Here is a 13,324-nt window from a genome sequence, read left to right on the forward strand (position 1 = left end):
CTGAGTGACGGACTTCCAATGTATCCTGAAGGCCGGCGAGCCCCTGACCCTCGCCGGCGCTCCTACGGGGTTCCTCCCGTGGCTGGCTGCCGACCTCGCCCGCGCCGCGCATGGAGCCAGCAGCGGCGGGCGTGCGGTGTTCATCGTTCCGGACGAAGCGGAGATGCGGGCGCTGGCCGACACTGCGCCGACCTTCGCGCCGGAGCTGCAGGTTATCACGTTCCCGGCGTGGGACTGCCTGCCCTACGACCGCGCCTCGCCCTCGCTGCGGGTGATGGCGGAGCGGCTGGCGGCCCTACAGGCGTTGCAGGGCAAGCGGGACGGACCGCAGCTGTTCATCGCCACCGCGAACGCCGCGACGCAGCGTGTCCTGACCCCCTTTCGCATCCGCCAGCTGACCCGGCGGCTCGCGCCGGGCGAGCGGATCGACCGCGATCAACTGGTCACCCTGCTGAGCGCCAACGGCTACCAGCGCACCGACGCCGTTGCGGACGCGGGCGACTTCGCCGTGCGCGGCAGCCTCGTCGACCTGTTCCCGGCCGGGCAGAAGCACGCCACCCGGCTCGACTTCTTCGGCGACGAGATCGAGACCATGCGGGCGTTCGATCCGGCCGACCAGCGGACCACCGGCACGGCGGACGGGTTCACCCTGATGCCCGCGTCCGAAGCGTTGCTCGACGAGGAAAGCATCAAGCGCTTCCGCGCCCGATACCGAGAGCAGTTCGGCGCCAACGCCACTGGCGATCCGGTCTACCAGGCGGTGAGCGATGGTCGGCGCCTGGCGGGCATGGAGCATTGGCTGCCCTTATTCGAGGAGCGGCTCGAGACACTGTTCGACCACTTGGGCGAAGGCGATATCGTGGTGCGCGAGGCCGGGGTCGAGGGGGCGGTGCAGTCGCGCTACGAGTCGATCCAGGACTATTTCCAGAACCGCGAACGCGCGATGGTCGCCGACCCCGGCAGCTACCGGCCACTGGCGCCCACCTCGCTGTATCTGTCACGCAAGGAATGGACGCAGCTGCTGGCCGACAGGCCGGTCCACCTCACCTCGCCCTTCCCCGAGCCCGCCAGCGAGCGCGTCATCGACTTCGGCGTGACTCCGGCCCGCGACTTCGCGCCGGAGCGGGCGCAGAACGAGAACATCTACGAAGCGGTGACCGCGCACGTCAGCCAGCTGCGCAAGGACGGTCGCCGGGTCGTGCTGGCGAGCTATACCGGGGGCGCGCGGGAGCGGCTCGCGGGGCTGCTGAAGGACCATGGCCTCACCAGCCTGAAAGGCGCGGACAGCTGGCAGGCGGCACTGGGCGTGAAGACGGACGCCGCGCTGCTGGTGCTGCCGCTCGACCACGGCTTCACCACGCCCGACGTGGCGGTGCTGACCGAGCAGGACATGCTCGGCGACCGGCTCGTCCGCCGCCGCAAGCGGAAGAAGAGCGCGGACGCCTTCCTGTCCGAACTGGCGACGCTCACCCCCGGCGACCTGGTCGTGCACATGGAGCATGGCATCGGCCGCTACGAGGGGCTGACCAAGGTCCAGGTCGGCAAGGCGCCCCACGATTGCGTCGCGCTGGAATATGCCGGCGGCAACAAGCTGTACGTGCCGGTCGAGAACATTGACGTGCTTTCCCGCTACGGCTCGGGCGAGGAAGGCGTGGCGCTCGACCGCCTGGGCGGCGAGGCGTGGCAGCGGCGCAAGGCCCGAATGAAGGAGCGCATCCGTGAGATCGCGGGCGAGCTCATCCAGACGGCGGCGCTCCGGGCCACGCGGCCGGGCGTCGTGGCGGAAGCCGACAGCAGCTATGCCGCGATGGTCGACCGCTTCCCCTACGAGGAGACGGAGGACCAGGAGCGCGCGATCGGCGACGTGCTGGAGGACCTCGGCGCCGGGCGTCCGATGGACCGGCTGGTGTGCGGCGACGTCGGTTTCGGCAAGACGGAGGTTGCGCTTCGGGCGGCATTCGTCGCCGCGATGGCCGGCTATCAGGTGGCCGTGGTCTGCCCGACGACCCTGCTCGCCCGGCAGCATTTCACCAATTTCGCCGAGCGGCTGAAGGGCTTCCCGATCGAAGTCGGGCGGCTGTCACGGCTGGTTGCTCCAGCCGAAGCCAAGCGGACTCGCGACGGGCTGGAAGCGGGTCAGGTCGACATCGTCATCGGCACGCACGCCATCCTGGCGAAAGGCGTCAAGTTCAAGAAGCTCGGCCTCGTCATCGTCGACGAGGAGCAGCGCTTCGGTGTCACCCACAAGGAAAAGCTGAAGGCGCTCAAGAACGACGTCCATGTGCTGACGCTGACCGCCACGCCAATCCCGCGCACGCTGCAGATGGCGATGTCGGGACTGCGTGAGCTGTCGGTCATCCAGACTCCGCCGGTCGATCGCTTGGCCGTGCGAACCTACGTCACCCCGTGGGACCCGGTCGTGGTCCGCGAGGCGCTGCTGCGCGAACATTATCGCGGCGGGCAAAGCTATTTCGTCGTGCCGCGGGTCGCCGATCTGCCGGACATCGAGGAATGGCTGCGCACCGAGGTGCCGGAAGTGAAGCCGATTGTTGCTCACGGCCAGCTTGCGCCGACCGAGGTCGAGGAGCGAATGAGCGCCTTCTACGACCGCAAGTACGACGTGCTGCTCTCCACCACCATTGTGGAGAGCGGGCTCGATATCCCGAGTGCCAACACGCTGATCGTGCACCGCGCGGACCGCTTCGGGCTGGCGCAGATGTACCAGCTGCGCGGGCGTGTGGGCCGGTCGAAGACCCGCGCTTACGCTTACCTCACGACGCCGCCAGACCGGCAGATCACTGAGACTGCCGAAAAGCGCCTGCAGGTGCTCGCGAACCTCGACAGCCTCGGCGCAGGTTTCCAGCTCGCCAGCCACGACCTCGACATCCGCGGCGCGGGCAACCTGCTCGGAGACGAGCAGTCGGGGCACATCAAGGAGGTCGGGTTCGAGCTCTACCAGTCGATGCTGGAAGAGGCGATCATAGAGCTCAAGACCGGAAAGCCGGAGCAGCGCGAGGACTATTCGCCGCAGATCAACGTCGAGGCCCCGATCATGATCGCGGAGGATTACGTCCCCGATCTCGACCTGCGCATGGGCCTTTATCGGCGCCTCGGCGAGATCGAGGACCGTCAGCAGGTGGAGGAGTTCGCGGCGGAACTCATCGACCGCTTCGGCCCGCTGCCCGAGGAAACGCAGAACCTGTTGCAGGTGGTCGAGACCAAGATCAATTGCCGCAAGGCGCGGATCGCCAAGCTGGACGCCGGCGCGCGCGGAGCCGTGGTGACGTTCGCGGAAGGCGGCTTCCCGGATCTTCCGGGGCTGCTGGCCTATGTCGAGCGACTGAAGGGAACGGGCAAGCTGCGGCCCGACAGCAAGCTGGTGGTCAGCCGCGACTGGGCAAGCGCCGCCGCCCGGCTGAACGGAGCGCTGCAGCTGTCGCGCGGGCTAGCGCGGGTGGTTGCTGCCGGTGAGGCGGCAAAGACGCCCGCGAAAGAGAAGGAACTGGCTTAGCTCCCGTCATCAAGAGCGTCGCTGGATTGCTTCGTCCCTACGCTCCTTGGAGTGACGAACTAAGCAGCTTTCCCGAGCCGCCGCTCCACGAATTTCGCGAGTTCCGCCTCGTCAAGCGCACGGGCGCCGAGGAACCCCTGGTACAGGTCGCAACCCCAGCTCTCGAGCAGTTCCAGCTGGGCGGGGTCCTCGACGCCCTCCACGACCACCTGCAGGCCAAGCTCGCGCGCCAGGCGGATCATCGCCTTGACCACGATCCGGTCGCGCGAGCCGCCGACGATATCTGCGATCAGCCCGCGATCGATCTTCAGCGTGTCGAGCGGCAAGGAGGTCAGATAGGCGAGGCTGGCGTAACCCGTTCCGAAATCATCGACCGCGATGCGCACCCCGGCGGCTCGAAGCTGTGCCAGCCGGGCAGCCGCCGCGGGACGGTCGGCAACCAGGCTGGATTCGGTGATCTCCGCCGTGATCCGTTCCGGCACGATCCCGGCTGCCGCAATCTCGTCCAGCAGCCAGCGCTCGTACCCGGGCCGCTCCAGATCCTCCGCAAGCAGGTTGATCGACAGGCGCAAGCGGGCGAGCGGTCCGGTCCATTGGCCCACCATGCGCAGCGCCTTGCGCTGAACGGACCGCGACAGGCGCTCCGACAGGTTCGCGGCCGCAGCCCGGCCGAACAGGTCTTCGGGACTTGCGGCGCCACCCCAGCGGGCCAGCGCCTCGACCGCGACGACGCGGCCCGTCGAGACGTCGATCTGCGGCTGGAAGTGGAGATCGATTTCATCCGCCGCGATGGCGGCAAGCAGTTCGGCATCGAACCGAGCGGCCGGTTGCGGTTCGGGCAGTCGGTCTGACGCGCGCTTGCCCTGCGGAAGTTCATGAAGATACGCCACCATGCCAAGCTTCTACGCAGCCCAGGCGTGCCGGGGATAGCGCCGTTCCCCCACTGCTCCGGAACGGGACAGTGGCGGGCGCGCGTGACAGCGCTTATGCTGGGCCGCGCACCACTCGATCAGGGGACCCGTACTTGACCGCCATGCAGCCGGCCTCCGTCCCCGTCGACCGCGACCTAGCAGCACGGGGGATCGGGCTCCTCGCGTCCCATGGCGAAAGTGCGCAGGCCGCGGCGAGACTGCTGCAGCGACGCTACAGCTGGGCGGACGAGCGGGACGCCCGCCTGCTGGTGGCGCTGGGCGGTGACGGCTTCATGCTCCACACGCTGCACCAGATGCTCGATGGCGGGGAAGTGCGGCCCGTGTTCGGCATGAACCGCGGCACGGTCGGCTTTCTGATGAACGAGTGGCGGCTCGATCGCCTGGCCGAGCGGATCGCCGCCGCCAAGCCGATCAAGGTCGCCCCGCTGACCATGACGGTGCACACCATTCACGGCGACGAATGGACCCACGCCGCGATCAATGAGGTCTCGCTACTCCGCGAGACCCGACAGGCCGCGAAGATCGAGGTGCTGGTGAACGGCCGTGTCGCAATGCCGGAGCTCGTCTGCGACGGCGTGCTGGTGGCCACGCCGGCCGGCTCCACGGCATACAACTTCTCCGCGCGAGGGCCCATCCTGCCGCTCAACGCCAACATGCTCGCCCTCACCCCCATCGCGCCGTTCCGGCCGCGTCGCTGGTCCGGCGCCATCCTGCCCGACGACACCCGGGTCTGTTTCCGAGTGCTGGACCCGCAGGACCGGATGGTCTCCGCCGTCGCAGACCAGTTTGAGGTCCGGGACGTGTCGCAGGTCGAAATCAGCCTCGACCGCAGCCGTTCCATGACCTTGCTGTTCGATCCCGAGCACGCGCTCGACGAGCGCATCGCCATGGAGCAGTTCGCGACCTGAGGTTCGCCCACAATTTTTTGGGTTGGACGCCAGTGCGCCGAGGCCGGGTGCTGCCTCCCCCAAGAGAGGCTTGCGGATAGCCGACAGCCGCCTTTTGCCTCTTCGGCGGTGCCTACCATGGTCTTGGCCAAACCCGAGCGGACTTCGTCCAACCCGGATAAAGCGATGCGCGAGACCCGACGACAACGGCAAGCAGGACTGGCTCCGATCCGGAGATGACCCGCAGTGTTGGCTCCGACCTGGATACATCCCGCGACCTGCCACCGCCCCGCCGAACGCGGGAAAGAGGCTTGCCAACATTGGCCCGCTACGCCATAGGCCCGCCCGTCCCGCCACGGCGAGACCGCTCCCCGGTAGCTCAGCGGTAGAGCATCCGACTGTTAATCGGACGGCCGCCTGTTCGAATCAGGCCCGGGGAGCCATTTTCTTCACTTCCGCGCAACTGCAGGACCGCTGCCAGGGCGAGCAGAAGCGCGAGCGTCCCGAACGGGATCCCCGCTTCGATCAGGCCGTCCGGAACGAACGGCAGGACGACCATGGCGATGAGCGCGGCGAGCGGTAGCGGCCGCAAGCCGCCGCGCCATGCTCCGGCCAGCAGCGGAACAACAGCAAGCGCAAGCACCGGCGTGTCATAGGTCAACGCATAGGGCGTGGCGATCAGGGTCGCGATGCCGAGCAAGCCAAAGGACCCCTCCCGGCGGCGGAATGTCCACAGCACCAGCAGTATCATGGCTCCACTGAGCAGCAGCTGGACCACCGCGGCGAGCGTTGTGGAATCTCCCGCCGCCACCAGCGACACATAGGGGCCTAGGACCAGCGGACGGACGCCCTCGTAGCCTTGTCCAATCAAGCCGCCGAAGAGTTGCAGCATCGCGAAATAGTCGGCCCACATGGCGGGGCCGAACCAGGCCAGGCTGGCGAACACCAGCGCGACCACCGTTGCCGCCGCGGACGCGAAAGCCCGCCACTGCCCTGCGGCTACCAGAGCAAAGGGCAGCAGGAGCCCGAGCTGCGGCTTGATCGCGATCAGGCCGATGCAGATACCCGCGAGCACGGGGCGGGAGGGGAGGCAAAGAGCCGCCGCGAGGAAGAGGGTTGCCACTATTATCCCGGACTGACCGGTGAACAGGTTGGCGCTGACGAACGGCAGGGTTAGCGCCATAGCCAGACATCGTGCAGAGGGCGGCAGGCCGGCCCGCCGCGCCAGCAACCAGGTCAGGCCAAAATAGACAGCAAGCGGCACGACCGACCACCAGGCGACTGCGGCAGCGTATGGAAGTTTCCCAAGCGGCCACAAGCCAGCGAGGGCGAACGGCGGGTAGACGAACCAGCTGAGTTCGACCTCTCCGTGGCCGCTCAGGACGGTGCGCCAATGCTCTGGCGCGTAGATGGCGGCCCACTCTCCTGCACGCAGATGACGGGCCGCGCTCCAGAAGCTGATGAAGTCGCCTCCAAAACGTGCGCCGCTCGCATCCACCTCGCGCAAATACTGGAGCAGGAGGACGGCCGTCTGAAGCGCCAGCAGCCCGCCGACGGTGAACAACAGCCGTTTCTGAAGCGGGCTCATCGACCCGTCTTAGCGCCGACTGGTTGCTGCGGGTTTAAGCACGGCGCTCTCGCGGTCCGGCTAGCTGGCTGACCTTCCGGAGGCGACGCTGCTCCGCAATGGCCTGTTCCGCTGACGTCGCCGTCAGCCGCTAGCGCTCTTCGGGTTTCTCGCCCGGCGCTCAAGCTCCAAAGCATAGCGTACAGTAACTTCAACGTCCTTGGGGTTGGTCAATCCCTGCGCAATCTCGCGCATCCGTTGTGCGGCTTCCACGGGAGAAGAATGCTTAAGACTCGGCATTGCTCGCGCTCAGACCCTCAGCGCACGCATACCCCCCATGAGATCAGGGGCATTATCCTGGATTAGCTTTCTTGTGTAAGGTGTCGCTGTTGCTGAAAGACCGCAGCTAAATCTCCGCCATCAGCGTCGCATTTCCACCCGCCGCTGTCGTGTCGACGCACGTGACGCGCTCCGTCGCGAAGCGGGCGACGTAGTGTGGTCCGCCCGCCTTGGGACCCGTGCCCGACAGTCCCTCGCCTCCGAACGGTTGGCTCTCCACGACCGCGCCGATCTGGTTGCGGTTGACGTAGAAGTTGCCGACCCGCGCGTGTTGCTCGACATAGTCGCGGACGGTGTCGATGCGGCTCTGGAGGCCGAGCGTCAGGCCGTAACCGGTGGCGTTGATCGCCTCGACGACCCGCGGCAGCTCGTCCGCCTTGAAGCGGATGACGTGCAGGATCGGGCCGAAATGCTCCTTGTTGAGCTGATCGAGCGAGGCGATCTCGTACATGGCGGGAGCGACGAAGCTGCCGTGGGCGGTTTTGTTCGGCAGCGCCAAGCGCTCGATCCGCCTGGCGGTGCGCTCCAGTTCATCGAGGTGCTCGTCGAGCAGGCGCCTGGCATCCTCGTCGATGACCGGACCCACGTCCGTGGCGAAGTCACGCGGGTCACCGACCTTCAGCGCGCGCATGGCGCCGGCGATCATCCCGATCATTCCGTCGGCCACGTCTTCCTGCACGAACAGCACGCGCAGGGCGGAGCAGCGCTGGCCCGCGCTCTGGAAGGCGGAGGCGATGACATCGCGCGTGACCTGCTCCGGCAGGGCGGAGCTGTCGACGATCATCGCATTCTGACCACCGGTTTCGGCGATCAGCGGGACGATGGGCCCGTTCCGCTCCGCCAGGGTGCGGTTGATGATGCGCGCAACCTCGGTCGAACCGGTGAAGGCGACACCCGCAATCAGCGGATGGCTGGTCAGCGCCGCGCCGACCTTGCCGTCGCCGGGCGCGAGCTGGACCACGTCCGCGGGAACGCCGGCCTGGTGCATCAGATCGATCGCGAAGGCACCGATCAGCGGCGTCTGCTCGGCCGGCTTGGCGATCGCCGTGTTGCCCGCCGCCAGCGCAGCCGCGACTGGGCCGATGAAGATCGCTAGCGGAAAATTCCAGGGCGAGATGCAGACGAAGGCACCGCGGCCATGCAGGCGCAGTTCGTTATGCTCGCCGGTGGGCCCGGGCAGGTGCAAAGGCGCGGTGAATTGCCGACGCGCCTCGGTCGCGTAGAAGCGAAGGAAATCGACCGCCTCGCGCACCTCGAGAATGGCGTCCGGCAGGGTCTTACCGCCCTCGCGCATGCAGAGCGAAAAGAAGGCTTCCTGATTGGCTTCGAACAGGTCGGCCGTTCGGTCGAGCAGCCGCGCCCGTTCCTGGCCGGCCCGCGCGTCCCAGGCCTGCTGGGCTGAATGGGCGGCGCGCACCATCCGGTCGACCTGTTCCGGCGTGGCTTCCAATACGGTCCCGACCTGGATGCGCCGGTCGTGCGGAGAGGTGACAGGCCTTCCCTGCCCCGTCGCGCCGCTGGCGGCTGCGGCCCATTGACGCGCTTCCAACTTGCGCAGGCGCTCAAGCAGCGGCTCGCGGACGCTCGGATCGGTGAGGTCCACGCCCACGCTGTTGCGACGGTTCGCGCCAAAGATGTCGCGGGGGAGCGGGATCTTGGGATTGCGGCGGGGCGGAAGAGCCTCGAGCTGCTCCACCGGATCGCGGGTCAACTCATCCAGGCTGACATGCTCGTCAGCGATGCGGTTGACGAAGCTTGAGTTGGCGCCGTTCTCCAGCAAGCGGCGAACCAGATAGGCGAGCAGTTCCTTGTGGCTTCCGACCGGCGCGTAGATTCGCACGGGGGTCTGCGGCTCGCCCAGCTTCTTCTCCAGCCGAGCGAGACCGCCGTACAGCCCCTCGCCCATGCCGTGCAGCCGCTGAAATTCGAACCCCTGTCCGCGACCCAGCGCCTTGATCGCGCCGATGCTGGTCGCGTTGTGCGTGGCGAAAGCCGGGTAGATGCAATCGCTTGCGGCCAGCAGCCGCCTGGCGCACGCAAGGTAGGAGACGTCAGTCGCGACCTTGCGGGTGAAAACCGGATAGTCCTCGTAGCCGCCGACTTGGCTGACCTTGACCTCGCTGTCCCAATAGGCGCCCTTGACCAGTCGGATCATCAGCTTTCGGCCATGGCTCCGGGCCAGGTTGATCACCCAATCGGTTACCGGCAGCGCGCGCTTGGCATAGGCCTGCAGCGCCATTCCAAGCCCCGTCCAGCCATTGGCGAACAGGCTGTCGTCGGCAACCAGCGCCTCCAACAGGTCCATCTGCAGTTCAAGCCGGTCTGATTCCTCCGCGTCGATCGTCAGGTGGATGTTGGCAGCCGAAGCGGTGCGGGCGAGGTCCTGCAGGACGGGCAGGATCGCGGCCTTGGCCTCCTCTGCGCGAAAAACGTCGTAGCGGGGGTGAAGCGCCGAGAGCTTGACGGAGATGCCAGGCGAGCCGACCATCTCGCCGTCCGCCTCCTGCGCCAGCCGCGCCAGCGCCGAGCGGTACGCCTCGGCATAGCGCTCCGCATCCTCATAGGTGCGCGCGGCCTCACCCAGCATGTCGAAGCTGTGGCTCAGCCCGCGCTTGCGCTCCGGAGTGGCGCGCTCGAGCGCCTCGTCGATGGTGCGCCCGAACACGAACTGCCCGCCAAGGATCTTCATCGCCTGACCAACCGCCGTGCGGATCACAGGCTCTCCCAGCCTACCGACCGCGCGGCCGAGCGCCGCCTTCCAGTTGGCCGAGCGATCATGGGCGCCGTCCAGCACCTTTCCGGTCAGCAGCAGCGAAAAGGTCGCCGCGTTGACGAAGGGCGAGTGGCTGTCGCCGAGCTTGTCGGACCAGTCCGGCCCCGACAGCTTGTCGTGGATCAGCTCGTCGGCCGTGCGCGCGTCGGGAATGCGCAGCAGCGCTTCCGCCAGGCACATCAGCGCCACCCCCTCCTCCGAGCCAAGATCGTAAGCGTGGAGGAAAGCGTCGAGGCCTGCCGGCTTCTCGGAGCGCACATGCTCGACGAGGCTGCGCGCGATCGCCTGTGCCTCGGCCTTCTCCGCCGGCCCGAGCCGCGCCTGCTCAAGGCGCTCGGCAACGACCTGTTCTTCGTCGCGCCGATAATCGCGGCGGACTTCAGAACGGTCGGTGAAGCGCTTCACGTCGGCCATTATATTCACAACGTCACTCCCGCGCAGGCGGGAGTCCATCTCCCAACCTTCGCACCAAGCGGAACCTCAGGCGATGGATCCCGCCTACGCGGGGATGACAGGTGAGGGTCCAAGCCTCACTCAGGCCAGCTGGCCGTGGCAATGCTTGAACTTCTTGCCGGAGCCGCAGGGGCATGGCGCGTTGCGGCTGACCGGCTCCGCGACGGCGCCCGCCGGCAGGTCCGGCTGCGGGATGTTGAGCGGGTCACCGAAGTTCTGCACCAGCCCACGCGCTGCCGCGTCCCAGTCGTCCGTGTTGTCGTCACCAGATAGCGGATCGAGATGCTGCGTGAGGAAGGCCGGCAGTTCGGGCAGCGGCGGCGGCTCGGCAATCTGGATCTGGGCCCGGCTCAGCATCCGGGTCACGTCCTCGCGGATGGCGACCAGCAGCCGCTCGAACAGCAGGAAGGCTTCCTGCTTGTACTCGTCAATCGGCTTCTTCTGCGCGTAGGAGCGCAGGTGGATGACGGCGCGCAGCGCGTCCAGCGTCGCCAGATGCTCCTTCCAATGGTGGTCCAGCGTCTGGATGAGGAAGCTCTTCTCGACTTCCCGCCAGCGCTCCAGGTCCACCTCCTTGAGCTTCTCGGCCATCGCCTCGTCGGACAGCGCCTGAACCCGCTCGATGATGATGTCCTGCTCGACTGCCTCTTCCTGCAGCCACTCGTCGACGGGCGGCTGCAAGCCGAGCACCGTATCCAGGCTCTCGCGCAGGCCTTCCTTGTCCCACTGTTCCGGATAGGTTCCGGGGGGACAGTGCGCAGTCACCAGGCTGGCGATCGTTTCCGAACGCATGTCCTCGACGACATCGCTGATGTCCTCCGAGTCCATGATCTCGCCACGCTGCTCGTAGATGACCTTGCGCTGGTCGTTCATGACGTCGTCGAACTCGACTACCTGCTTGCGGATGTCGTAGTTGCGCGCCTCGACCTTCTTCTGCGCCGTCTCGATCGCCTTGCTGATCCAGGGGGAGACGATCGCCTCGCCGTCCTCCAGGTTCTTGTTCATCAGGCGGGCGAAGGCGGTCTGCGGCCCGAAGATCCGCAACAGGTCGTCGTCCAAGCTGAGATAGAAGCGGCTGAGCCCCGGGTCGCCCTGACGGCCGGAACGGCCGCGCAGCTGGTTGTCGATGCGCCGGCTCTCGTGCCGCTCGGTGCCAAGGACGAACAGGCCCCCGGCCGCCAGGACCAGCTGCTTCTGCTCCTCGACTTCCGCCTTGATCCGCTCGATCGCCGCGTCGCGCTCGGGACCCTCGGGCATGTCCTTGAGCTCGTCCTCGACCCGGAACTCGACGTTGCCGCCGAGCTGAATGTCGGTCCCGCGTCCGGCCATGTTGGTGGCGATGGTCACCGCGCCAAGGCTGCCCGCCTGAGCGACGATATGCGCTTCCTGCTCGTGGAAGCGGGCGTTCAGCACCGAGTGGCGGATGCCCTCGCGCTGGAGATACTCGGACAGCATCTCCGACTTCTCGATGGAGACCGTGCCGACCAGGACCGGCTGACCCATGTCCTGCCGCTTCTTGATCTCCTTGGCGATGGCCGCGAACTTGTCGCCGATGTTCTTGTAGAACTCGTCGTCCTCGTCGATCCGCTTGATCTCGCGGTGCGTCGGGATGGTGACGACATTCATCTTGTAGATGTCGAAGAATTCCGGCGCCTCGGTCGCAGCGGTGCCGGTCATGCCCGACAGTTTCGGGTACATGCGGAAATAGTTCTGGAAGGTGATCGAGGCGAGCGTCTGGTTCTCCGGCTCGATATTCACACCTTCCTTGGCCTCGACCGCCTGGTGAAGACCGTCCGACCAGCGGCGCCCGTCCATCATCCGGCCGGTGAACTCGTCGATGATGACGACCTTCCCATCCTTGACGATGTAGTCGATGTCCCGGCGGAACATGACGTTCGCCTTCAGCGCCTGATTGAGGTGGTGAACGACTTGCGTGTTGACGATGTCGTAGAGGTTGCCGCCCTCGATCAGGCCGGCGGACTCCAGCAGGCGCTCGGCCTTTTCGGTGCCCTCTTCGGTGAGGACGACGGAGCGCTGCTTCTCGTCCTTCTCGTAATCCTGCTCGGTGAAGCCCTTCACGATCTGGTCGACCGAGATGTAGAGGTCGGACTTGTCGTCGGTCGGGCCCGAGATGATCAGCGGGGTGCGGGCCTCGTCGATCAGGATCGAGTCCACCTCGTCAACAATGGCGAAGTTGAAGGGTCGCTGGACCATCTGGTCCCGCGAGTATTTCATGTTGTCGCGCAGATAGTCGAAGCCGAGTTCGTTGTTGGTCGCATAGGTGATGTCGGCCTCGTACGCCTCGCGGCGCTGCGGCTCGGTGAGGTTCGGGACGATCACGCCCACGGTCAGGCCAAGGAAGCGGTAGACCTGCCCCATCCACTCGGCATCGCGCCGCGCGAGATAGTCGTTCACGGTGACCACGTGCACGCCCTTGCCGGGCAGCGCATTCAGGTAGGTCGCAAGCGTCGCCACCAGCGTCTTGCCCTCGCCGGTCCGCATCTCGGCGATCTCGCCTCGATGAAGGACGATGCCGCCGATCAGCTGCACATCGTAGTGGCGCTGTCCAAGCGTGCGCTTGGCCGCCTCCCGAACGGTCGCAAATGCCTCCGGCAACAGGTCGTCGAGCTTGGCCCCCTGCTCCAGCCGCTGGCGGAAGATCGCCGTCTGGTTCCGCAGTTCCTCGTCCGTCAACGCGGAGATGGTCGGTTCGAAGCCGTTGATGGCGTCGACAATCTTGCTCAACGAGCGAACATAACGGTCGTTGGATGAGCCGAAGATGGACTTGGCTAGGCCGGCGAACATGCGATTTCCTTGTGAGCCCTATCAAGCGCGCGAGGCATGACGAAAGACGCCCGCGCG

The 13,324-nt window shown here is 66.6% G+C and carries 5 protein-coding genes, 1 tRNA gene and 1 pseudogene; 3 read left to right on the plus strand and 4 right to left on the minus strand.

Going from position 1 to position 13,324, the window contains the following annotated elements; genetic code table 11:
• Positions 1 to 4: 4 nt before the first annotated feature.
• The gene (gene mfd / locus JT720_RS07545) at positions 5 to 3,511 is read left to right on the plus strand and encodes a transcription-repair coupling factor (RefSeq protein WP_205480553.1); all 3,507 of its coding nucleotides are present in this window, start codon (positions 5 to 7) and stop codon (positions 3,509 to 3,511) included.
• Positions 3,512 to 3,570: 59 nt separating this feature from the next.
• Here mfd and JT720_RS07550 read toward each other — a convergent pair whose 3' ends face one another.
• A complete protein-coding gene (locus JT720_RS07550; RefSeq protein ID WP_205480555.1) occupies positions 3,571 to 4,404 on the minus strand; it encodes an EAL domain-containing protein in 834 nt (277 codons plus the stop codon).
• A gap of 140 nt (positions 4,405 to 4,544) precedes the next feature.
• On the opposite strand from JT720_RS07550, the gene JT720_RS07555 reads away from it, so the two are divergent.
• Positions 4,545 to 5,351, plus strand: coding sequence for an NAD kinase (locus JT720_RS07555; RefSeq protein ID WP_205481368.1), 807 nt, complete (start codon positions 4,545 to 4,547; stop codon positions 5,349 to 5,351).
• 347 nt (positions 5,352 to 5,698) lie between these two features.
• Positions 5,699 to 5,773: transfer RNA gene (locus tag JT720_RS07560), tRNA-Asn, on the plus strand.
• A gap of 290 nt (positions 5,774 to 6,063) precedes the next feature.
• On the opposite strand, the pseudogene JT720_RS14245 reads toward JT720_RS07560, so the two are convergent.
• The 3 genes and pseudogenes from JT720_RS14245 to secA form a co-directional block, all read right to left on the minus strand.
• Positions 6,064 to 6,918: pseudogene (locus JT720_RS14245) on the minus strand (glycosyltransferase family 87 protein); the annotation flags it as partial.
• A 385-nt stretch (positions 6,919 to 7,303) separates the two neighbouring features.
• The gene (gene putA / locus JT720_RS07570; protein WP_205481369.1) at positions 7,304 to 10,423 is read right to left on the minus strand and encodes a bifunctional proline dehydrogenase/L-glutamate gamma-semialdehyde dehydrogenase PutA; all 3,120 of its coding nucleotides are present in this window, start codon (positions 10,421 to 10,423) and stop codon (positions 7,304 to 7,306) included.
• A gap of 120 nt (positions 10,424 to 10,543) precedes the next feature.
• Positions 10,544 to 13,267, minus strand: a complete 2,724-nt coding sequence (gene secA, locus JT720_RS07575) for a preprotein translocase subunit SecA (RefSeq protein ID WP_205480556.1) — start codon at positions 13,265 to 13,267, stop codon at positions 10,544 to 10,546.
• Between the last annotated feature and the right edge of the window lie 57 nt (positions 13,268 to 13,324).

Source organism: Sphingomonas arenae, assembly GCF_016924655.1.
Lineage (GTDB): Bacteria > Pseudomonadota > Alphaproteobacteria > Sphingomonadales > Sphingomonadaceae > Sphingomicrobium > Sphingomicrobium arenae.

What these genes read in the sequence shown, in the direction of transcription:
- secA (WP_205480556.1), bottom strand. Translation starts at nt 13,267, where the DNA reads ATGTTCGCCGGCCTAGCCAAGTCCATCTTCGGCTCATCCAACGACCGT.
- JT720_RS07555 (WP_205481368.1), top strand. Translation starts at nt 4,545, where the DNA reads ATGCAGCCGGCCTCCGTCCCCGTCGACCGCGACCTAGCAGCACGGGGG.
- JT720_RS07550 (WP_205480555.1), bottom strand. Translation starts at nt 4,404, where the DNA reads ATGGTGGCGTATCTTCATGAACTTCCGCAGGGCAAGCGCGCGTCAGAC.
- putA (WP_205481369.1), bottom strand. Translation starts at nt 10,423, where the DNA reads ATGGCCGACGTGAAGCGCTTCACCGACCGTTCTGAAGTCCGCCGCGAT.